At 70.0% G+C, this 22272-nt stretch carries 20 protein-coding genes; 11 read left to right on the forward strand and 9 right to left on the reverse strand.

The features are described 5' to 3' along the window. Positions 1-199 precede the first annotated feature (199 nt). Together AOM45_RS05395 and AOM45_RS05400 are read left to right on the forward strand one after the other, a co-directional pair. Positions 200-1819: an FAD-binding oxidoreductase gene (locus AOM45_RS05395; RefSeq protein WP_030473579.1), complete on the forward strand. Its 1620-nt coding sequence runs from the start codon at positions 200-202 to the stop codon at positions 1817-1819. Positions 1820-2228: 409 nt separating this feature from the next. Continuing rightward, positions 2229-4871 (forward strand): helix-turn-helix transcriptional regulator, encoded by a 2643-nt coding sequence (locus AOM45_RS05400; protein ID WP_162185774.1) that lies wholly within the window; start codon positions 2229-2231, stop codon positions 4869-4871. Between the two features lie 129 nt (positions 4872-5000). On the opposite strand, the gene AOM45_RS05405 is transcribed toward AOM45_RS05400, so the two are convergent. From AOM45_RS05405 to AOM45_RS05430, 6 genes are all read right to left on the reverse strand, one after another. After that, positions 5001-5471, reverse strand: coding sequence for a peptidoglycan-binding domain-containing protein (locus AOM45_RS05405; RefSeq protein WP_030473577.1), 471 nt, complete (start codon positions 5469-5471; stop codon positions 5001-5003). A 16-nt stretch (positions 5472-5487) separates the two neighbouring features. Then, entirely contained in the window at positions 5488-5937 is a 450-nt protein-coding gene (locus AOM45_RS05410; protein ID WP_051784751.1) for a peptidoglycan-binding domain-containing protein, read from the reverse strand. 97 nt (positions 5938-6034) lie between these two features. After that, positions 6035-6703 (reverse strand): response regulator, encoded by a 669-nt coding sequence (locus AOM45_RS05415; protein WP_030473575.1) that lies wholly within the window; start codon positions 6701-6703, stop codon positions 6035-6037. Beyond that, positions 6682-7785: a hypothetical protein gene (locus AOM45_RS05420; RefSeq protein ID WP_051784750.1), complete on the reverse strand. Its 1104-nt coding sequence runs from the start codon at positions 7783-7785 to the stop codon at positions 6682-6684. Before AOM45_RS05420 ends, AOM45_RS05415 begins: the two co-directional genes overlap by 22 nt. Further along, entirely contained in the window at positions 7778-8905 is a 1128-nt protein-coding gene (locus AOM45_RS05425) for a sensor histidine kinase (protein ID WP_051784749.1), read from the reverse strand. The genes AOM45_RS05420 and AOM45_RS05425 overlap by 8 nt, the downstream gene beginning before the upstream one ends. 269 nt (positions 8906-9174) lie before the next feature. After that, complete coding sequence (locus tag AOM45_RS05430) at positions 9175-9804, reverse strand: TetR/AcrR family transcriptional regulator (RefSeq protein WP_030473572.1); 630 nt, start codon at positions 9802-9804, stop codon at positions 9175-9177. A 210-nt stretch (positions 9805-10014) separates the two neighbouring features. On the opposite strand from AOM45_RS05430, the gene AOM45_RS05435 reads away from it, so the two are divergent. Next, positions 10015-10947, forward strand: coding sequence for an alpha/beta hydrolase (locus AOM45_RS05435; protein ID WP_030473571.1), 933 nt, complete (start codon positions 10015-10017; stop codon positions 10945-10947). A gap of 56 nt (positions 10948-11003) precedes the next feature. Here the strand turns inward: AOM45_RS05435 and AOM45_RS05440 are convergent, their stop codons facing one another. Then, on the reverse strand, positions 11004-11771 hold the full coding sequence (locus AOM45_RS05440) for a hypothetical protein (protein ID WP_030473570.1): 768 nt from the start codon (positions 11769-11771) through the stop codon (positions 11004-11006). Between the two features lie 258 nt (positions 11772-12029). On the opposite strand from AOM45_RS05440, the gene AOM45_RS05445 reads away from it, so the two are divergent. The 5 genes from AOM45_RS05445 to AOM45_RS05465 are packed head-to-tail and all read left to right on the forward strand — an operon-like array spanning position 12030 to position 17781. Next, positions 12030-13343 (forward strand): ABC transporter substrate-binding protein, encoded by a 1314-nt coding sequence (locus AOM45_RS05445; RefSeq protein WP_030473569.1) that lies wholly within the window; start codon positions 12030-12032, stop codon positions 13341-13343. Positions 13344-13380: 37 nt separating this feature from the next. Further along, positions 13381-15357 (forward strand): ABC transporter permease, encoded by a 1977-nt coding sequence (locus tag AOM45_RS05450; protein WP_051784748.1) that lies wholly within the window; start codon positions 13381-13383, stop codon positions 15355-15357. After that, positions 15354-16118, forward strand: coding sequence for an ABC transporter ATP-binding protein (locus AOM45_RS05455; RefSeq protein ID WP_035913843.1), 765 nt, complete (start codon positions 15354-15356; stop codon positions 16116-16118). Before AOM45_RS05450 ends, AOM45_RS05455 begins: the two co-directional genes overlap by 4 nt. Continuing rightward, positions 16115-16828 carry an ABC transporter ATP-binding protein gene (locus AOM45_RS05460; protein WP_030473566.1) on the forward strand — a complete coding sequence of 238 codons (714 nt, stop codon included), beginning with the start codon at positions 16115-16117 and terminating at the stop codon, positions 16826-16828. Before AOM45_RS05455 ends, AOM45_RS05460 begins: the two co-directional genes overlap by 4 nt. A 23-nt stretch (positions 16829-16851) precedes the next feature. Continuing rightward, positions 16852-17781, forward strand: coding sequence for an alpha/beta hydrolase (locus AOM45_RS05465; RefSeq protein WP_081902792.1), 930 nt, complete (start codon positions 16852-16854; stop codon positions 17779-17781). Here AOM45_RS05465 and AOM45_RS05470 read toward each other — a convergent pair. Then, positions 17720-18931, reverse strand: coding sequence for an MFS transporter (locus AOM45_RS05470; protein ID WP_030473564.1), 1212 nt, complete (start codon positions 18929-18931; stop codon positions 17720-17722). The genes AOM45_RS05465 and AOM45_RS05470 overlap by 62 nt on opposite strands. Positions 18932-19003: 72 nt before the next feature. Between AOM45_RS05470 and AOM45_RS05475 the strand changes: the two genes are divergently transcribed. The 3 genes from AOM45_RS05475 (at position 19004) to AOM45_RS05485 (ending at position 20565) form a co-directional block, all read left to right on the forward strand. After that, positions 19004-19450 (forward strand): helix-turn-helix domain-containing protein, encoded by a 447-nt coding sequence (locus AOM45_RS05475; protein WP_035913840.1) that lies wholly within the window; start codon positions 19004-19006, stop codon positions 19448-19450. A 213-nt stretch (positions 19451-19663) separates the two neighbouring features. Continuing rightward, complete coding sequence (locus tag AOM45_RS05480; protein WP_201779893.1) at positions 19664-20056, forward strand: hypothetical protein; 393 nt, start codon at positions 19664-19666, stop codon at positions 20054-20056. Between the two features lie 89 nt (positions 20057-20145). Further along, the gene (locus AOM45_RS05485; RefSeq protein WP_051784747.1) at positions 20146-20565 is read left to right on the forward strand and encodes a hypothetical protein; all 420 of its coding nucleotides are present in this window, start codon (positions 20146-20148) and stop codon (positions 20563-20565) included. 195 nt (positions 20566-20760) lie between these two features. Here AOM45_RS05485 and AOM45_RS05490 read toward each other — a convergent pair whose 3' ends face one another. Then, complete coding sequence (locus AOM45_RS05490; protein ID WP_236703162.1) at positions 20761-22272, reverse strand: hypothetical protein; 1512 nt, start codon at positions 22270-22272, stop codon at positions 20761-20763.

A 22272-nucleotide genomic window follows, 5' to 3' on the forward strand; every position in this document is an offset into this window, starting at 1 on the left:
AACGCCCGCCATTTGCTCCATTCGAGTGATATGGCAACGGACTTCAATGGCGGAGCGTCTACAGTCGCGGCAGCAAAACGCACGAAGTTCACCCCCGGATGCACCGAACTCGCTTAGAGTTCCACCAAGCCATCGCACGGGTTGACTCAGCGTGAGCATCCACACCGCATTCTCTTCCGTTTCTCTCATGGGGGCTTCAATGTCCGGAATTTCCCGCAGACTGCTCCTCGGAGCAGGCACGACAGCCGTCGGCCTGGCCGTCGCCAGACCCGCGCTCGCGACCGGCGAGGAGGTCGCCACGCGGGACGTCAGGCCGGGGCCGGTGACCGTCACCCCGGCCGACTCCCGCTACCAGGACCTCCTCCTGCGCGGCTACAACAAGCGGCTGGTCTCCAAGCCGGAGAGCATCAAGATCGTCAGCACCACCCAGCACGTCGTCGACGCGGTGAACGAGGCTGTCGCGGCGGGCAAGCGGATCGCGATCCGCGGCGGCGGCCACTGCCTCGACGGCCTCGTCGACAACGCCGACACCAAGGTCGTCATCGACTTCACCGAGATGCGCTCGGTGACGTTCGACGGGTCCCGCAACGCGTTCGCGATCGAACCCGGCGCCACGCTCGGTGAGATCTACCGGACGCTCGACTACGGCTGGGGCGTCACGCTTCCCGGCGGCGTCTGCCCCGTGGTGGGCGCCGGAGGTCACATCACCGGCAACGGGTTCGGCGCGCTGTCGCGTCAGCACGGCCTGATCGCCGACCACCTGTACGCGATCGAGGTCGTCGTGGTCGACGCCGACGGCAAGGCGAAGGCCGTGGTCGCGACGCGTGACTCGAACAACCCCTACAACGACCTGTGGTGGGCGCACACCGGTGCGGGCGGCGGCAACTTCGGCGTTGTCACGAAGTTCTGGATGCGGTCGCCGAACGCGGTGTCCACCAACCCGTCCGCGCTGCTGCCGAAAGCGCCCAACGCGCTCATGTCCGGCAGGCTCGTGTTCAACTGGGCCGACCTGACCGAGGGCGCGTTCACCACGCTGGTCAGGAACTGGGGCACCTGGATCGAGCAGAACAGCGCGGTCGGCAGCAGGGGCAACCAGCTGCACGGCGCGTTCAGCGCGCCGCGCAAGGAGAAGGGCATCGTCGTCGTGGTCGGGCAGGTCGACCCGACCGTGTCCGGCAACGAGGCGTTGCTCGACGCCTACCTCGCCTACATGCGGCAGAGCGTCCCGGCGACACCGACGGTGGTGAAGTCCGGCAACCTGCCGTGGCTGAGCTCGACGATCAACGTCCCGGACTCCTCGGTCGCGGCCGGCGTCACCGGGCCGCCGCGGTGGAAGAGCAAGGTCGCGCACCTGAAGGCGCGGTTCACCGACGAGCAGGTCGCGAAGGCGTTCTACAACCTGACCAGGACCGACTACACCAACCCGGCGGCGAGCTTCTCGCTCACCTCCTACGGCGGCCAGATCAACGCGATCCCGGCGGCCGGATCGGCCACTCCGCACCGTTCGACGCTGATGATGGGCTCGGTGTCGTCGGCGTGGGACGTGCCGGCGGACGACGACAAGCACATGCGCTGGGTGCGCGAGTTCTACCAGTCCCTCTTCGCGAGCACCGGCGGCGTTCCCGTCCCGAACGGCCAGACCGACGGCCTGCACGTGAACTGGCCGGACCTCGACCTGGTCGGAGCGCCGTGGAACACCTCGGGCATGTCGGTGCAGAAGCTGCTGCACAAGGAGAACTACCCGAGGTTGCAGCAGATCAAGGCGAAGTACGACCCGCGCAACGTTTTCCGGCACGGCGTCTCCGTCGAACTGCCGTGATCGCAGGGGTGGGTCCTCCGGGACCCACCCCTACGAACCCCAGTGCCATCATCACCTCGGACCACGACAAATCAATTCTTCAATAACCCGATTTGTCCGGATCGCACATTGCCGAACTACAGGTAAAACCAAGCACCCCAGGTCACCACGTTGTCATCCACCGGAAACTTGGTGCAGTTGGAAATTACTCCACCTGACGTAGTGTCCAGCTGGTAGTGTCTGACCCCAGGGGACTGGGGCAACAGTGTGGTTGTAACCCCCAACGAGCGTTTCGCAGTGCGCCTCGTTTCTTTCTGCGCAGTCATTCTCCGGGGGGAGTGGGTTCAGTTTGTCCACAGGAATGCAGAATCTTCGCCACACACGTCTGCAAGACAGCCAGGCCCTGTCCACCGCACTGGCCTGCATCGCAATGGACCCTCACGGGCCGACGTCCACGGTCATCGTGGAGGGAACGGTCGGCAGTGGTAAGACAACTCTGTTGCAGACGACAATGGAACAGGTCTCCGCCGGCGACGTGCAAGTGCTGAACGCAACGTGTTCACAACTGGAACAAGACCAGCAGTACACGGTGCTGCGCGAACTGCTCCGTTGTCTGAGACCTTCAGCCGAAACAGCGGACGTGGTGCGCAGATGCACCGAAACCACGATGGTGGACGGCGAACGGAACGCCGTAGGGGTGCACGAGGACTTCTTCACCGTCGTGCGCGCCGCGGCCGACGAGGGCCCGTTGGTGGTCGTGATCGACGACGCCCAGCACATCGACTTCGGCTCGGCCCGCTGCCTGCTGCAGACCGCCCGCAGGCTGCGCTCGGCGAGCTTCACGTTGATCGTCGCCCAGTCGACCGTGGCCCCGCCGAACCACCCGTTCTTCCACCACGAGCTGTTCCGCCAGCCGAACAGCCGCACGATCCGCCTGGGACTGCTGTCCGAACAGGACGTCCGCGCGATGCTGGGCGACGACCTCGACCCGGCGGCGACGCACCAGGCCACCGCAGGCAACCCCCTGCTGGTGCGGGCCGTGATCGAGGACAGCGTCGCGAGCGCCCAGCCGGTCTTCGGCGCCCAGTACGCCCGCGCCGTCCTGGGCGCGTTGCACCGCACGTCCGAAGACATGATCAGGCTGGCCCGCGGCGTGGCCGTGCTCGGCTACACCAGCTCGCCCGCCCTGCTGGCCCGCCTGCTCGACGTGGAACCGACCGCCGTCGACCGGGCCCTCACCTGCCTCACCTCGGCAGGCCTGCTGAACGGCGGCCGGTTCCGGCAGGTCCGTGCCCGCACCGCGGTGCTCGACCACATGCCCGCGGACGAGCGCGCCGCGTTGCACCTGCGCGCGGCCGAGCTGCTGCACGACGACGGCGCCCCGGCCAGAGCGCAGGCGGAACACCTCATCGCGGCGGGCACGGCACCGCACTCGTGGGCCATCGACGTGCTGCAGACCGCGGCACACCACGCCGCGACGGGCCAGGACGTCGAGTTCGCCGAGCGCAGCCTGGAACTGGCCGTCTGGTCGAGCAAGGACGAGCGCCAGCGAGCCACCTGCAAGGTGCTCATGCTGGAGGTCGCCTGGCGGACGGACCCGTCCAGGGCCGACCTGCACGTGCCGGGGATGATGGCCGCGCTGCGCGCCGGTCGCCTGGAGCCGGACCACATCATGGCGCTGATCAAGCACCTGCTGTGGCACGGCAGGGTCAGCAAGGCCGCGGAGGCGATCACCAAGCTGCGCGGTCACGACTCGCCCGGCCTCCGCGCGTTGCGCCTGTCCCTGACCCACACCTATCCCCCGCTGGCCCCGCTGCTGCCCGCCCCGCAGGACAACGACGACGAGCACTCGCTGAGCACCCTGGACCTGCAGCTGACGGCGGCCAAGGGCTTGGCGGACCTGCTCGCCAACAAGGCGGACCACACGACGATCATCGCGGCCAAGCACATCCTCCGCAGCTGCCCGCCGGACGAGCTGACGTTCGAGACCGCACGCCTGTCCCTGCTGGCCCTGATGTACGCGGACCAGCTCACCGAAGCGGCGTTGCGCTGCGACCAGCTGCTGGAGGTCGCAACGCACGACCACGTCGCGACGTGGCGGGCGACGCTGCTGGCGATCCGCGCGGAGATCGCGCTGCGCAGCGGCGACCTGACCACCGCGGAACGTCTCGCGAAGTCGGCCATGACCGAGCTGCCCCGCAGCAGCTGGGGAGTGGCCATCGCCTTTCCCCTGTCCTGCCTGATGTTGACGCAACTGGCACTGGGCAGGCTGGAGGAGGCGGCGGAGCTGGCCGACGTGCCGATCCCGATCACGTTGCTGCAGAGCAGGCACGGCCTCACCTACCTCTACGCCCGCGGCCAGTACCACCTGGCGATGCAGTCCCCGAAGGCCGCGCTCGACGACTTCCGCCACTGCGGAGACCTGATGCGCAGCTGGAAGCTGGACATGCCGACGCTGGCACCGTGGCGCGCCGGCGCGGCGGAAGCGTTGCTGCGCCTGGGCAACGAGGCGGAGGCGAAGCGCCTGCTGAAGGAGCAGCTCGACCTCGTGTCCGACGCCTACCCCCGCGCCCGCGGAGCGACACTGCGCCTGCTCGCCGCGAGCGAGGACCTGACCGAACGCCGGCAACACCTCGTCAAGGCCGTGGAACTGCTGAGCGGCAGCGGCGACCGCCTCGAGTTCGCCCGTGCGATGCACGACCTGGGCACGGCCCACGGCCGTCTCGGCGAGTCCCGCAGGGCCCGCCTGCAAACCCAGCTGGCGCACTCCGTGGCGAAGCAGTGCGGCGCTCCCCTGCCCGCGCCGGCCCAGGACTCGGAAGCGACACCCGAGCCGGTCACCGAACGAATCGCGGCACTGACCAACGCCGAACGGCGCGTGGCCGTGCTCGCGGCGCGCGGCCACACCAACCGGGAGATCGCCGAGCAGCTCTTCGTCACGCAGAGCACCGTCGAACAGCACCTGACCAAGGTGTTCCGCAAACTCGACGTCAAACAGCGGGAGGAGCTGCCGATCGGACTGGGTCTCCGGTCGTACGACGTCGCTCCGGAGCCGCAGAGCCTCACCGGCTGAGCTTCCGCCGGTCGGGGATCGCGATGTCCCCGACCGGCGTGAACCTGGCGGCCTGGCCGAGCCGGGGACAGCGCGCGAGCACGGCGAACGGCCCGCCGCGCGGTCGCGTGCGACGGGCCGCCGGCCGGGTCAGACCCGGTACGGCTTGCAGGTGGTGCCGCTGGGGAACTTCATCCGGTCGCGCGTGTGGGGCCCGTAGATCCCGTCAGGCGCGGACCGGACGTAGTCCTGCACGCCCTTCACCGCGGCTTCCGTGCGCGGGCCGAAGCTGCCGTCCCGGTCGAGGTCGCGAACGAACTCGTTGCCGTACGGCGCGGCCAGGCGGACTCCGGGATAGCACTGGATCAGCCCGCGCTGCAGGCCGGCCACGACGGCGGTGTTCGCGACCAGGTCACGACCGATGTTGCAGGTGGTGGAACCCGTGTTGGTGGCGGGCACCACGATGCGGTTCCCCGCCGCGTTCACATAGGTGATCACCTTCTGGCACAGCGGTGTCGCGGCCGACGCCGACCCGGTCGACACGGCCATCCCGCTCACCGCCAGTGCGACGGCGGCGATGCCCAGCCCTGCTCGGCGCAGCGGCCCGAAACTCGACTTCATCAGGAGTCCTTTCTGGTCAGTACGCGTAGCAGCGGTTGTCCGGGGAGGGGAACCTGATGTGGTCACGGGTGTTCGGGCCGTAGATGCCGTCGACGCCGGCACCCGCGTGCCGTTGCGCGGACTTCAGCGCGGCCTCGGTGCGCGGGCCGAAGGACCCGTCCGCGTCGAGGTTCGCGATCTTCTCGTCCGAGTAGGGCGAGGCCAGGTCGAGGTGCCCGTAGCAGGTCTTCAGGCCGACCTGGAACAGGTGGACGACCTTCACGGGTGCCGGGAAGTCGCGGCCCAGCTGGCACAGGCTGCTGCCCTTGAAGGTCGGCACGTGGATGTTGTGGCCCGCCCGCTTCACCAGCGTCATCTGGGCGCACGGTCCCAGGTCCGCCTCCGCCGACGCCGGAGCGGCGAACGAGAGCGCTCCCACCGCCACCGCGGCCAACCCGATCGCGCTCCTGCGCGGAATTCCCTTCACAACTCGTCCCCCTTCGTGGTGTGAGAGCGTTTTCCCGCTCTGCCACAACGATAGGAACGGCGTGCGACGGGTGGTGTCCGGTGAACGCCCTACAAGATCAGCGCTCGTTGAGCTCGGCCAGCGTGATGAGACCGTCGTCGAGCGCACGGGACACGAGCTCGCTCTTCGTGGAGGCGGCACGTCCGGCGTTGGCGTACTTGATGCGCACGCGCGTGATGTGCGTGTCGACGGTCTTGACGCCGATGTGCAGTTTCGCCGCCACCAGCTCCTTCGACGACGAGGCGAACCAGGACCGCAGCACCTCGATCTCGCGCGGGGACAGCCGCGGCCGGTCGGGCGTGTCGTCGGCGACGATCGCACCGGACAGAGATGGCGCTGTGTAAGGCATTCCGCGTGCGGCCGTGCGCAGGGCGGGCACCAGGTGGTCGGGCCCTTCGCGTTTGGTCAGGTACGCGAGCGCGCCGAGGTCGATGCACTTGATCGCGGTGGCGTCATCGGCGTGCTGGGAGTAGACGACCACGCGCCGTCCGCTGTCCACCAGCCTGCGGAGCTCACCGAACTGCGGCTGTCCCGGCACCAGTTCCAGGTCGAAGACCACCACGTCGGCCTCGGCACCGGGGCCGGTCCACACCTCCGCGAGCCGGGCACCCGCGTCGATCAGGTGAATCGGCGGGTCCGCCTGCTCGCACCAGTACCGCACACCCGCGGCGATCGCGACGTGATCGTCCACGATCACCGCGGTGATCAGTTCGGGCTCGGCTGCCATCGGGCCTCCATCCACGTCGTCGCGCCACTGCCCACCGTCTCGACCTGAACGCCGGGCGTCCGGGGTGGTGGCAGGGCCAGTTCCCCGCAGTCGGCGACCACGCTCACCGACACCAAATCGTCGCCGCCAACCACGGTGACCCTGGCCCACGAGCCCGCGGTCGCGAGCACCGTGAGCGCCGCGTCGGTGAGATCGCGCCGGACGGGCACGGGTGGCACCGGCCACCGGCCGCGCGCGTCCAGCTCCACCTCCACGCCCTTGCGGTCGGCGATGTCCGCGCAGTGGCGAAGCTCGTGCAGCAAAGGGTTTTCCACGTCGTCGGTCTCGGCGAACAGCCGCCGCATCCTGGCCGCCTCGATGGCGGCCCGGCAGCGCACGCCGGGGTCCGACGGCACGAGCGAACCGTCGGCCAGGCCTTCGAGCAGCGGCACCGCCGTGGCCGACAGTTCGGCGAACCGCTGCGCACGCCGGCGGTGCGACGCCGCCGCCACGGCCTCCGCCGTCCTGACCCGTTCGAGCTCCCGCGCGGCCGCCGCGGCCTCCTCGCCGATCCGTCCCAGCACGACGGCCACCACGGCGACGCACAGCGGGATGCCGAACACCGTGACCGAACCGGTGGCGAACCGCGCTAGCGACGAGCGCGTCACGTCGTGGAACAGCAGCAGGTTCAGGAACGCGAGCAGCTCGTGGGCGACGAGGAACGACACCGTGGTCCGAAGTGGACGGTCGAGGAGGACGACCAGACCGACCCAGTTCGCCGCGCCGAAGATCCAGTCCGTGGTGGTCGAGGTGCGGCCGTCGGGCAACGCGCAGTAGGACGCGGCACTGGCGGCGAGCACGACGACGATCGCCGGTGTCCGCCAGACGCTCCACGGACGTTCGCGGACGACCAGCACCGCTTCGACGGCGAGCACAGCGGTCAGCGCCCCGTACGCGCAGAACTGGACCGCGGGCGAGCCGTAGCGGTGCAGGTTCTGCGTCAGGTTGAGCAGCCCGAGCCCCAGCGCCGAGCCTGCGGCCACGAGCAGCACGGCGACCCGCAGGCCGCGCTGCAACTGCGCCCTGGTCTGGTCCTCAGCCACGCTCTGCCCGCCACTCCAGCCGCACCGTCGTGCCCGTCCCCTCCGAGGACGTGATCGTCGCCGTGCCGCCGACGCGGTTCATCCGGCCGTGCACGGACTCCCGCAGCCCGCGCCGGGCCGGTCCCGCCTCGGCGGAGAAGCCGCGACCGGTGTCGACGATCTCGACGCACAGCTCCCGCGCGTCACCGTGCACCCGGACCGTCGCACGGTCCGTGCCCGCGTGACGGCGCACGTTGTTGAGGGCTTCCCGCGCCGCTCCGGCGATCGCGCTCGCCACGTCGAACGGCAGCACCAGGTGTTCCCCGGCGTCGAGGTCGACGGTCAGGTGGGTCGAGTCGACGTCGTCGCGCAGCAGGCCGACCAGGTCGGCCGCGGCAGGCGAGGCGCCGCCGCGGGACCGCAGCCGGGCGAGGTCGCGTCCGGCCTGGGCGGCCAGCCAGGTCGTGCCGGCCCGCACCTGTCCGGTGCCGACCATCAGCAGCGTCGTGGCGGCGGTGTCGTGCAACGCGTTGGCGAGTTCGCGCTCCTCGTCGCGCACGGCCGCGGCCACCGCCGACGCGCGGCGGACCTCCTCGGCTTCGGCTGCCATCCGGTCGGCGCGTTGCGCGGCACGCGTGACGAGCACCCAGACCGCCCTCGACAGGGCGGCCATGGCCAGCACCCAGATCTGCCCGGCGTGCACGTCCGGCCCCGCGACGTCGATGGTGACCAGCATCCCGCCGCCCGTCACCAGTGCGGCCACCGCGCCGGCCAGTGGCGGGGTGTGCCACTGCCAGGTCACGCACGCGAAGGTCACCAGCAGCCGGAGCCAGCCGGTGTTGGTGCCGTCGACGGCGCCGGACCAGAGGGCGACCAGGCACACGGCCAGCAGCACGGCGGCGTCAACGGTCACGGGCGGGCGTGCGCGTTCCCGGCTCAGCCGCCACGCGCAACCACAGGTCCAGGCCGCCGCGACGACGACAACGAGCAACGTCGGCCACAGCCGCTCCGGATAGGCCCTGAGCAGGCCCACCGCGATGACGGGCGGCAGCGTGGCGACCCGCACGACGGCCGCGCACCGCCCACCGAACCTCTCCAGCAGCCGAGTCGCTTCCCCGGCCACCGCCACTTCACCGCCCACCGCCGCCGCACCCCCTTGCCGATCTTGCCAGCGACCGCCGGCCGAGGTGTCCGGTTCGGGCGAAACGGGCACCCGGCTGTCAGGCGTTCACCTGACACCACGGCGGCTTTCCGACGACGACAGTGGGCACCGGCCACAAGTGGATCACGGGCCGGGGGGATGGAGGCCGGACGCACGGGAGCGCGACCGGCCTCCTCCGGTCCTGGCTCGCGCCGCGATGATCGACAACGGGCGCCTGGCCTGCGGTGGGCGAGCTGGTTCTGGAAAAGTCAGAAGGGCCAGCTGCCCGTCCGCTGTTCCGTTGTCAGGGCGGCCGGCGGCGGCAGGGTTTTCGCCGTGGCAGGCGTCAGGCCTTCGAGCAGGAGCGCGAGGTAGCGGCGCCAGCCGCCGGTGGCGGGATCCATGGTCCACAGCGTGCTGATCAGCATTGCCGTGAGCCGGGACAGGTCGTCCGGGACGAGGTCGGCGCGGAGCCGGCCCGCCTCCTGTGCGCGCCGGGCGAGCAGCGTGAGCGAGTTCCCGAACGGGGGGTAGGTCTCCGGGCCCAGGATCCCGGTGGCCCGGGCGGCGGCCAGGACGTTGAGTTCGCTCGCCGCCAGACTCACCGCGGCCTCGATCAGGCTGACGAGACCGTTCAGCGGATCGTCGTTGGCGAGCGCCCGTTCGACCGCGGGCGTGAGGTGCTCGGCGATGCTCTGGTCGATGGCCGCCTGGACCAGGTCGGCTTTGTGGGGGAAGTGGTTGTACAGCGTCCTGATCCGCACGTCGGCGCGACGGGCGATCTCCTCCAGCTGCGCGTCCGGGCCGAGTTCGGCGAACACGGCGCGCGCGGTGCGCACGATGCGTTCGGCGTTGCGCGCCGCGTCAGCACGCAGTCGGCGCCCGGTTCCGGCTACCACTCCAGCATTCTAGCAATCATGCAGTCGACTGCAATTTCGTGCTGGCGTGCCCCGAGGAAACTTGCAGCTGAGTGCAAGATCTGCTGGAGGGAGTGCGGGTCAACGCGATGCGTCCGGGCATCGGGAAGCCGGCGAACGAGCGGCCCGTCACCTGGTGATGCACGGTCGCCCGCAGCCCGTGTTCCACAATGGACAGAGCAAGAGGAATCCATGAACGCCTTCCACCCCGATCTCGCGCTGGCCCGCTTCATCCCCCCGCTGTCCTGCGGTCCCCGGCTGGCGCGCCTCATGAGCAGGGCGAAACCGCGCCCGGTCGATCCCGGACCGGACGTCACGGTCAGAGAACTGGTCGTGCCGGGACCGGCGGGCGCGCCGGCGGTGTCGCTGCGCGTGTTCCAGCCGGCCGGGTTGCGGGCGCCGGCTCCCGCGCTGCTCTGGACGCACGGCGGCGGGTTGATCTTCGGCGCGCCCGAGCAGGACGACCCGACGAACATCGCCTTCGCCCGCCACCTCGGCATCACCGTCGCCGCCGTGCGCTACCGCCTCGCCCCGGGCAGCCCCGCACCGGCCGCGGTCGAGGACGCCTACGCCGCGCTGCGCGGCCTGGTCGCACACGCGGACGAGCTGAACATCGACATCGGCCGCATCGCCATCGGCGGGGCGAGCGCCGGTGGCGGCATCACCGCGGCCCTCGCACTGCTCGCCCACGACCGCGCCGAGATCCGGCCCGTGTTCCAACTGCTCGTCTACCCGATGCTCGACGACCGCACGACCACACGGACGGACATCGACACCCGAAACCTTCGCTTGTGGACCGCCAAAAGCAACCGTTACGGCTGGTCGGCCTACCTCGGTGCCGCCGCGGCGGGCCCTGACGTCTCCCCGTACGCGGCCGCCGCCCGTCGCGAGGACCTGTCCGGCCTGCCACCCGCCTGGATCGGCGTCGGCACCCTCGACCTGTTCCACGACGAGGACGTCGACTACGCCCGCCGGCTCAACGACAGTGGCGTCCCCTGCGAACTCCACGTCGTTCCCGGCGCCTTCCACGGCTTCGACGTGACGTTCCGCAAGGCCGCGATCTCCCGGACGTTCTGGCAACGCCAGGCCAAGGCGCTGGCCGACGCGCTCTCCGGCTCACCGTGAAACCTCTGCGATGATCACCGCACGCCGCGCCCGCGCGTTCCACGGGGTCGAGGTGATCAGCCCGGCTGCGGCTCGCTGTCCTCTTCGGTGAACTGGTCGAACACCATCACGGCGGCCCTGGTTGCGAGGGACCAGCCGTCCTCCCCCTGCGGATCTTCGAGGTTGGGGTGTCCGGCGATCCACCGCATGTGGAAGCCGTCGAGCAGCGCCGCGATGGTGGTGGCGAGGTGTTCGACTTCGTAGGGCGCGCGCATGCGCAGGCCGTAGGCGTCGAGCAGCGCCTGGTACGCCTCGCAGGCGACCTTGGTGAACGACTGGCCGTAGTGGCCCAGTGCGTCGCGGACGCGCGGGTTGGCCGCGCTGGCGTAGAAGCCGAGCAGCACGCGGTAGATCGGGTCGACCCGGTGGTTCTCGTGGTTGTCCGTGAGGACGTCGTTGAGCGCTTCCTGCCAGGGCGTGCCGCTCTCCACGGCTTTCCGGAAACGGCGGATGCTCTCGGGCAGGTCCGGGACGAGTTCGGCCTGCCGTCCGGTGAGGTGGAAGAGGAGCTCCGCCTGGAAGTCGGACTGCGCGGGCCAGATCTGGTAGATCGATCCGGTCGTGATCGCCGGTGCCGTGTCGTCGCCCAGTCGCTCCCGCATGATGCGGGTGGCCTCCTCGGTGACCCGCTTGACCCGGATGTGGGCGAGGGCCGCGGAGACGGCTTCCTCGCTCGTGTCGGAGGTGCCGGCGCAGACGAGCTTGGTGGCCGCCTCCAGCATGAGGGACCGGGTCTCGTCTAGTGAACGCCGGGGAAGCCTGCGGTTCCCGGTTTGCGCCGCCATGCGGTCTGCCTCCCCTTGATCGTTAATTCGGTGTGAACCGAGGCGTTGACACGACGCAAGCCTACACCTAGATTCCTCGTTCGTAAGAAAGTTACGAAAGCCCGAAGGCACTCTCACCAGGTCTTTCAGGCTGTCTCCGGTTGGTCCGAGGCACCGGTCACCCCGGCGCGCCCTCCTGCCTTCCTCTGGCTTCAGCGTTCGCTTCCGCATGCCGTGACGGGCATCGCCGTGCCCGTTTCCGATCAAGGAGGATCTCGCATGCCCGCACCCTCGCGCTCTCGGACGATCGGCCTCGCCTGCGCCGTCATGGCGCCCTTGCTCGCCCTCACCGCCTGCGGTGGCGCGGGCGCCACCTCACCGGGATCGGCCGGTGCCTCGCAGACCGCCTCGTCCGCAGGAACGGACTCCCGCCCGTCGGCCGCCGTCGTGACCGACTACCTGAGCTACGTCGGGGGAAAGGAGGGCGCGGCCGATGCCGGGCTCGCGCCGGTCACCGTGGGCTGGGTGAACGTCGAAGGCGGCCCCGCGGGCAACCCCGAAGCAACCCAGGGCGCCCAGGCCGCCGTGAAGTACGTCAACGAGAAGCTGGGCGGAATCGGTGGACATCCGTTGCGGCTGAACGTCTGCACCGTCGCGTCCGCCGAGGAGGAAGGGCAGAAGTGCGGCCAGCAACTGCTCGGCGACAAGAACGTCTCCGCCATCGCGGTCGGCAACCTCTTCCTCGGTGACGCCTCCTTCAACTCCGTGGTCGCGGGGACGAAGCCGGTGCTGGTCGGGGTGGCGACGGGGCCGACCATGTCCACGGCGAAGAACACCTTCAGCACGTTCGGCGACCTGCCGCACATCTTCGGCACCTGGGGCACGTACGCCCGTGACGTGCTCAAGGCGAAGTCCGCCGCGGTGATCCACACCAACACTCCCGGCGACAAGATCGCCTCCGGCGCGGCGGTGAAGGGACTCGAGGCCGCCGGCCTGACCGTGAAGTCCGTCGGGTTCGAGGCGCAGGCCGTCGATCTGATCGGCCCGGTCACCGCGGCCGGGGCGATGACCGCGGATGTCGTCGTGCCCATCTCCCTCGGTTCCGGATGCGTCGGGATCGCCAAGGCGTTGAAGCAGCTCAACGTCTCCAAGCCGGTGGTGTCCACCCCGCTCTGCCTGTCCCCGGACGTCGCCCAGGGACTCGGAGGCGACCTGCCCGCCTGGACGTACGGCATCGCCCAGACGCTGCCGATGGACGCCTCGGCCGCCGACTCCAAGGCGTTCCTGACGGCCTCGGCACCGGCGGGACTGGACTACGCCACGCAGTCCAAGGTCTTCGCACCGCTGGGCTGGAGCACGATCCTGACCTACGCCAAGGTGCTCAACGCCGTCGGCGCGGACAAGATCACTCCCGCGGCGGTCACGGAGGAACTGAAGAAGTTCAGCGGGCCGGTCGTCATGGGCGCCGCCGAGGTCCAGTGCGGCAAGTACCAGGACGCCCCTGCCGTCTGCAACGACCAGTCGCGGTTCTACCAGTACGAGGGCAAAGGCGGGTTCAAGCCGCTGACCGACTGGATCCGCCCCGCCCGATGAGTCACCCCGACCGCGCGGACTCATGACTGGAGTCGTGATGGAACAGATCCTGCTCTTCGCCGTGCTCGGCCTCGGCCAGGGAGCGCTGATCGCCGGTATCGCGCTCGGCGTCGTGGTGACCTACCGCGGCTCGGGCATCATCAACCTGTCCACGGGTGCGGTCGCCATGGCCTCCGCCTACGCTTTCTGGTCTCTCACAACGGGTTTCTTCGGGTTCACGCTCCCCGTCGGGCCAGCTGCGGCCGGGGCGCTCGTGGTGGCGCTCGCCGTCGGGGTGCTCACCGAGGTGGCGGTCTTCCGACCGTTGCGCACGAGCTCACCGCTGGCCAAGCTCGCCGGGTCGCTCGGCGTCCTGCTCACCATGCAGGCAGGCGTGCTGCTGATCTTCGGCACCCAGCCGCAGCAGGCGCCGAGCATCCTCCCCGCCGACACGATCACTTTCCTGGGCCTCACCATCCCGTCCGACCGCTTCGTCCTCACCGGACTGGTCGCCGCGATCGCACTGGCCCTGGGCGCGGTGTACCGGTGGAGCCGCTTCGGCCTGGCCACCAGGGCGGCGTCGGAGAACGAACAGGCCGCACTGCTGGCGGGCCTGTCCCCCAACGGTGTCTCACTGGCCAACACCCTCCTGGCGGCCCTGGTCGCCGGGCTGCTCGGGGTCCTCGCGGCGCCCATCGTCCAGGTCGACTCGATCACGCTGCCGTTGCAGGTGGTCCCCGCCCTGGCGGCAGCGCTCTTCGCCGGGTTCACGTCGCTGGGGGTCGCGTGCACCGCGGGTGTCCTCATCGGAGTGTCGCAGTCGATCCTGTACTACCTGTCGACGCAGAGCTGGTTCCCGACCGACAACGGCAACGCCATGCCCGGCCTCCAGCAGCTGCTCGTCTTCGCCCTGATGGTCGTCGCCCTGTACGTCCGGGGCGCGGGTCTGCCGCGCCGCGGCGAAGCGGTCGAACAACGGCTGCCCGCGGTTCCCCTGCCCGACCGGCTGCTGCGGCCGGCCCTGGTGGCCGCAGCCGTCGCGGTGGTGGCTCTGATCGTGCTGCCGTTCGACTTCCGCCAGGCCCTGACGAACTCCATGATCGGCATGGTCATCGTCCTGTCCTACGTCGTCATCACCGGCTACGTCGGACAGATCTCGGTGATGCAGCTGGCGCTGTCCGGCACCGCGGGCTTCGTCCTCTCCCACCTCGCGGTCCGGTGGGGCGTCCCGTTCCCGTTCAGCGCCCTGGGCGCTGTCCTGGTGGCCACGCTGCTCGGAGTGGCCGCGGGCGTTTCCGCGCTGCGGGTGCGAGGAGTGAGCCTCGCCGTCGTCACCCTGGCCGCGGCCCTCGCCGTGGAACAGGCACTGTTCAACAACACCTCGTTCGGCGGAACGGCCGGGGTGACGGTGCCCCCGCCCACCCTGTTCGGGATCGATCTGGGGCCCAAAGCGGACTTCCGCGGCCTGGACGGCAACGAACCCAGTCCCCTGTTCGGTTTCCTCGTCCTGGCCGTCACGGTCGCGCTCGGGCTGTACGTCGCCCACCTCCGGCGCACCGGGCTCGGACGGCAGATGCTCGCCGTGCGCTCCAACGAGCGCGCTGCCGCGGCGGCGGGGATCGACGTGCGTGCCGTGAAGATCACGGCCTTCGCCATCAGCTCCTTCATCGCCAGCGCCGCCGGCACCCTGTACGGCTACAACTTCGGTTCGGTCAGCGCCGCCCGGTTCACCGCACTCGCGGCTCTCGGTCTCATCGGGTTCGCCTACATCGGCGGTATCACAAGGGTGTCCGGGGCTCTGGCCGCGGGACTGATGTCGACAGGGGCGCTGCTGCCGCACGCGTTGGAGAAGTGGTTCGGCATCAAGGGAACCTGGGCTCTCCTCTTCGGTGGCGTGTCCCTGGTCGTGACGCTGATCGCCAACCCCGACGGCATCGCGGGTGCCGCGCACCGCAGGAAGACGGCGAAGAAAGCGAAGTCCCCGGAGGTCTTCCGCGGCTTCACCCCCGTCGAAGTCAAGGAGGTCACGTCGTGAGCGTGCTCTCGGTCCAGTCGGTGAGCGTCAGCTACGGCGGCGTCCACGCCCTCAGCGACGTCTCCCTCGAAGTGCGGGCGGGCCAACTCGTCGGGCTCATCGGCCCCAACGGCGCCGGCAAGACGACGTTCGTGGACGCCGTCACCGGTCTCGTCCCCGCCAGGGGCCGGGTGGAGCTGGACGGCAGGGACCTGACCGGCCGACCACCCCACACGCGAGCCCGTCGAGGACTCGCCCGCACCTTCCAGAGCAGCGAGCTCTTCGACGACCTCACCGTCTCGGAGAACCTCCTGGTGACGGCCGACCGCCCGTCGTGGTGGACCGCCCTCGGCGAGACCCTCGGCCGCCGCACGCCGGCGAACCCCGCTGTCGCGGAAGCCCTCGCCGTCCTGGGCCTGCAGGACCTGGCCGACGCCTCGGCCCACGAACTGTCCCAAGGACAGCGCAAACTCGTCGGTGTGGCGCGGGCCCTGGCCGCCCGGCCCCTGGTGATCTGCCTCGACGAACCCGCGGCGGGGCTGGACACCGCCGAGAGCGCCGAACTCGGCCGCAGACTGCGCGCGGTCGCCGACGCCGGCACCGCGCTGCTCCTCATCGACCACGACATGAGCCTCGTGATGGGCATCTGCGACCACGTCGTCGTCCTGGAGTTCGGCAGAGTGATCGCTTCCGGGCCGCCGGCACGGGTTCGCACCGACCCCGCCGTCATCGCCGCCTACCTCGGGGCATCCGCGACCACCGGCACACCGGAGACACCATGAGCACCCCAGTCCTGGAAGTCCGCGGACTCACCGCCGGATACGACGGAGCCGCGGTCGTCCGCGAGGTCGACCTGCGGGTGGGCCCCGGAGAGGTGGTCGCTCTGCTCGGCGCCAACGGTGCGGGGAAGACCACGACGCTCAAAGCCGTCTCCGCGCTGCTGCGCCCCTCCGCCGGCACGATCACGTTCGCCGGTGCGGACCTCGGCAAGGTCCCGGCCGCGGCCCGTGCCCGCCTCGGCATCGCCCACGTGCCGGAAGGACGAGGCATCTTCTCCGGCCTCACCGTGGCCGAACACCTGCGCCTCGGTCACCGGCGCGAACGCCTCGACACCGCGGCCGCCCACCGCTACTTCCCCGCCCTGGCCCGCATCTCCGACCGCAAGGCCGGCCTGCTCTCCGGTGGCGAACAGCAGATGCTCGCCCTGGGACGCGCACTGGCACGTGGCCCCGAGCTGCTCCTGCTGGACGAACTGAGCCTCGGCCTGGCACCGATCATCGTCGAGGAACTGCTGCCGATCATCCGGCGGTACGCGGACGACACCGGCTGCGGAGTGCTGCTCGTGGAACAACACGTCGGCCTCGCCCTCGACATCGCCGACCGCGGCTACGTCCTCTCCCACGGCGAGATCACCACTCACGCCACAGCCCGGGAACTGCGAGCCGACCAGTCCAGGATCATCGCCGGCTACCTCGGCGAGCAACCCGCGTGAACCCGCCGCACCTGAGGAGTTCGATGTTCACCTTCGACAGCGAAGACGGTGTCGAGATCCACGTCCACGAGTGGATGCCCGACACCCCTCCCCGCGCCGTCGTCCAGATCGCCCACGGCATGGGAGAACACGCCGGCCGCTACGCCCCGCTCGCGGCGGCGCTCACCGCCCAGGGCTTCGCCGTCTACGCGGGCGACCACCGCGGACACGGCCTCAGCAGGCACGCCGCCCCCGGCCACCTCGGTCACGACGGCTGGAACCGGCTCGTCGCCGACCTGGTCACCCTCTCCGAGACCATCCACGAGCGCCACCCCGGCCTTCCCCTGGTGCTGCTCGGACACAGCCTCGGCTCGTTCGCCGCACAGCAGTACGTCCTCGACCACGCCCACCTCATCGACGCCCTCGCCCTCGCCGGCACCACCGCGGTCGACCAGATGCTCGCCGCACAAGCACAAGCCGCCGCCGCGGGAGCCGACCCGCTGCTGGCCCTCAACCAGGCGTTCCACCCCACCCGCACACCGTTCGACTGGCTCAGCCGCGACACCGGGGCCGTCGACGCCTACCTCACCGACCCCTTGTGCGGCTTCAGTCTCGACGCCCAGGGCATGGCCGACATCGGCGCGGCCTCGGCATCGCTCGCCCAGCCCCGCGGGATCCCGGCAGAACTGCCCGTCTGCGTCCTGGTCGGAGACCACGACCCGCTCAACGCGGGCCTAGCACTCAGCGACCTGCTGGTCGAGCGCTACCGCGCCGCCGGACTCCAGGACATCACCTACCGCGCCTACCCCGAAGCCCGCCACGAACTGTTCAACGAAACCAACGCACAAGAGGTCGTCACCGACCTGTTGTCCTGGCTGAACCGCGCTCTCTCCACGCACGGAAATGCCGCGGTCACAGCGGTGCTGCCAGGACACGCGTCCTCGGCAGGAGCGCCACCGCCATCAGTCCACTGAGGACGGTCACGCCGCACGCCAGGTAGGCGGCGAAGTCCAGTGATGCCGCTTGTGCGATCGCCGGGCCGGCGATCGCACCGAGGAACGTCGCGACGGCTTCACCGGTGAACTGCACCGAGCTGACCCTGCCCAGAACAGCGTTCGGTGTGACGCGTTGCAACGCGGTCTGCGTGGTGACCAGTGCCGCCGAACCGAAGACACCGATCAGCACCGCGGCGGGCAACGCGCCCACGAGTGACCGGGAGAGGAAGAGCAGCACGAACGCCACCCCCGTCGCCACCAGTGCGCCGCCCAGCAGGTGAGCAGGCGGCGTCCGGTCGACCAGGCGCCGGATCAGTGGTGCCCCGATCAGAAAACCGGCACCCAGAGCGGACATCACCAGTCCGGTTTGCGTGCTGCCGCCCAGTACTCGCACACCGAACGGCACGAGCAGGGCGGACAACGACGCGTTCGCGGCGAGGAACACCGTGATCACCACCAGCAGCCAGGCGGCGGGTCGTTCAGCGCGGAGGAAAGCGATGCCTTCACGAAGCTGGGCGAAGAACCGGCCGGCGCTTCCCTCCTCGCGCGCACCGGCGCCGCCCAGCCGGGCGGTCATCATGATCGCGAGCACGGACACCAGGTAGGTCGCGAGATCGATCCACACCAGCGCACCGAACCCCGCGATCCCGAGCAGGGCACCTCCGACTGGTGCGCCCACGAGGCGCACGGTGCCGTCGGTGACCGCGTTGAGCGAGTTCGCGCTGGTGAGGGACGGCCCGGTACCGACGACCACCGGGGTGTGCGCCTGTGCGGCCGGACGGAAGAGCACAGTGCCCACGCTCTCCGCCACCAAAGCCAGGTAGACCAGCCACACGTCACCGGGATCACGCACGAGCAGCAGCAGGGCGACGGCGACCGCTCGCAGCACGTCCGTCGCGATCATCAGCTTGCGCCGGTCCCAGCGGTCGGCGAGCACGCCCGCGATCGGCCCGAGCAGGACCGGCGGCAGGAACTCCGCGGCGAGCGTCAGACCGGTGGCCGCGAGCGAACCGGTCAACTGCAGAACGTGCGCCGGAACGGCGACCACGAGCAGCCACGATCCGAGCAGGCTGATCAGCCGCGCGAACCAGAGCAGCCGGAAGTCGCGAATCCGCAGAGCCTCAAGCACAACACCACCCCCAGGGTTATTCTGATAGAATAGTCAGCGGCTGGAATGTTCTGTCAAGACAGGTGGGTCGACATGGGCAACCAGGAGCTCGGGCAGCAGTTGCGAGCGCTGCGGGCCGCGAGCGGGCGCACGTTGCTCTCCGTGGCGACCGAGGCCGGCCTGTCGGTGCCGTACGTCGCGAACCTGGAGAACGGGCGCGGCAACCCGACCGTGGACGCGGTCAACAGGCTCGCGGACGCGCTCGGAGCCGTGTTCGTGTTGCGTGTCGAGCCGGAAGGCGGACCGACAACTCAACCGGCCGCGATGCCCCCATCGCTGGTACGACTGAGTCGCGGCGCCCGCTTCCGGAAGGACGTGCGGACCATCGCGGGGGCAACGGGCGAGCAGCCCGCGGAACTCGCGGGGCGTCTGCTGGCCGCGCTCGCCGCACTCGCCGGCCGCGACCTCGCCGAGGCGGACTGGTTCCGGTTGCTCGACGCCGTTCTGCTGGTGCACCTGCATCCGCACGCCACGAAGTGACATCCGACGTCGTAGCCTCGAACGGTCGCGGCCGACGGGCACTCCCGTGCAGGACACCAGGCTTCCGGAGGGGCATGAGATGGACGATCGAGCAGAGCACCCGGCGAACGCGGTGGCGCCACCCACTGGCAACGGGTGGGTGACCACGGCTCAGGCCGCGGACGCCCTCATCCGGTCGTGACGAGCCCCGGCGGCGCGGGAGGGTACTCGGGTGTGCCTCTCGTCAAGAAGATCGGGATCAAGCCGGGTGACCACGTCCGGTTCGTTCACCGGCCCAGCCGGTGGGAGGTGCCGGACGTGCCCGACACCTGCCGGGTGTCCGACGGCACCAGCGGGGCGGAACACAGCGATGTCACCCTCGCCTTCCACAGGTCGTTCGCCGAGCTGGCCGGTGACGCCCCCGGCCTGGTGGACGACCTGGCCGATCACGCGATGCTCTGGATCGCCTGGCCCCGCCGCGCGGCGGGGCACCGCAGCGACATCACCGAGAACGCCCTGCGCGAGCTGTTCCTCCCGCTCGGCGTCGTCGACGTGAAGGTCGCCGCCCTCGGTGACGACTGGTCGGGCCTGAAGTTCGTCCGGCGCAAGGAGAACCGGCGTTCCTGACCGTGGCCCGGCATCCTCCGTGAAACCGCCGCGAAACCGGCTCTCGGCAGTCTTCGTGCGTCATCGCAAGGGAATCGGGAGGAATCCACATGCGCACGACACTGACCAGGATCCTGCTCGCGTTCGCACTCCTCGCCACCTTCGGAGCGGCCGGCACGGCACAGGCGTCCGCGGACGGGCCGATCAACGCGGCCGCCGGGTGCCGGGCAGCGCCCTACTCCGCGTCGTTCAGCAACTACTTCGAGACCGAGGGGTCCGTCGACCTGGGCACGTACACGACGACCTCGCAGTGCAACGACATCAACCTGAGGTCGACCAGCGGCACGAGCTACAGCGCGTGCGTCGTCTTCATCAAGTACTGGCCGAACTGCAACTACACGACCCCCGTACCGGCGAGTGGGGCGTGGGTGAACATCGCGACCGACGTGAAGGACGGCACGAAGTTCGTCGTGCGGGTCTTCAAGGGCGGCCGGAACTACGTGACTCACTCCGGAGTGATGGACTTCTAGGGATCTCACGGGCACTCGATCTGGGCCGTCCTGCCGGGCGGCCCAGATCGAGTGCCGGAGCGGGATCACGCCTGTACCAGTCCTGAGCACTCCAGCCCCAATGGCTGATGAACTGTTCTACCTTTCGCTGCTGCACTCGTTCGGGAAGCAGGAGGTCGATCGCTGTGTGGACGCGAGCAGCTGATCGACCAACACTCAGGTGACCCGAACGTGGTCGCTCGCGGGTTCCGAGCGGCGCAGTTCGTCAACGAGCCCCGGCAGTTCGTCCGCGGCTGCGGCGAACTCCCGCAACTGGGCCGTGTGCTCGTCCACCGCGAGCTGAACACCGTTGTCCACCAACGCGTTGATGTCCGGCAGGTCGCGGTCGCCGCCGAGCGCACGGTCCAAGGTCTCGTGGTAGTGCTTGACCACGCCACCGATCACCACCTCGTCCGGCGGCCACGGCATCTTGACCCGGTGCTCGACGGGCACGTGGAACGGCCAGGTGAGCTCGGCCAGCAGGCACTGACCGGCGCGGCCGCCGAGCACGTCGACCGCGGTCCGGCCCAGCACTCCGACGTGGTGGCCCTTGACCATCTGCACGGCCGGGTGGGTCGCGAGGTTCCACCAGAACCAGCACCGCATGCGGTGCCGCAGTGCGGGCGGGGACAGCCACACGGCGAGGTTCACGTAGAAGTCCGCGATGGCGTCGCGCACCGGTCCGGCGGAGAAGCCGCGGAGGTTCACGTTGAAGTAGTGGTGCCACGTCGTGTCCGCGACGATCCGGCCGACGGAGGCCGGCGTGCCGTCGTAGGCGCTGACGAGTTCGTAGGTGCGCGCGAACCGCTTGTCCGTGCCGAAGGCGACGACCTCGGGCAGGGGCTGGCCGTGCGGGCCGGACGGCCATTCGTCTTCCGGGTACGTGGCGGGGAACGCGAGCGCGCCTTCGTGCATGTGGTCGGGGAACACCTCGATCGGGCCGGACCGGCCGCAGAACAACGGGTGCGGGCGGTAGCGGACGGGCAGCCACGGCCACGGCCGGCCGACCGGGTACGGGGTGAGCCGAAGCCGTTGCGGGAACGCGTCGTCCTGCAGCGTCAGGTTGTCCAGCGGCGTGCCGAGACCGTCCGGCACCTGCGTGTTGTGCGTGAACCTGGGGTCCGTCGACGGGTCCGCGCTCGGCAGGCCCTCCCAGCGGCGCAGCCGGCCCGCGCGCGGCACCCGGTGGCCGAGTGCCCTGCCCAGGTTGAGCAGCGGGTCGAGGCCCGCGTCGGTGGCGTCTACCGGCCGCGGGTTGGCGTGGTCGCCGGTGATCAGCACGCCGCCCTGAGCCGATGTACCCATCCAGTCGTCCAGGGCCGCGACCTCGTCGTCGGTGAGCTCGTTGCGCGGTGCCGGGCCGCGGTTGCACTGCTCGACGCCGAAGAACCACACCTGGTCGTAGTTCATGAGCAGGTCGGTGGTGAGCAGGTTCTTCGCGTGTCCGCCCGCGTGGCGGTCCAGCACGTCGATGTCGAAGGTCGCGTGAAACGGGTTGTGCGAGACGATCAGATCCCTCATCTCCCGCACACCGAAGTCCGAGGCGAGCTCGAAGTTCACCTGCGGATGGTCGGTGTAGCAGAGGATCCGCACGGTCGGTTTCGGGCAGTACCAGGGAAACCACGGGTGGCCGTGGCCGGGGACGAGCACGTTGCCGTCGTAGGCGGCTGCTGTCTCTTCGGTCGTCAC

Source organism: Lentzea aerocolonigenes, assembly GCF_000974445.1.
In the GTDB taxonomy this organism is placed as follows: domain Bacteria; phylum Actinomycetota; class Actinomycetes; order Mycobacteriales; family Pseudonocardiaceae; genus Lentzea; species Lentzea aerocolonigenes.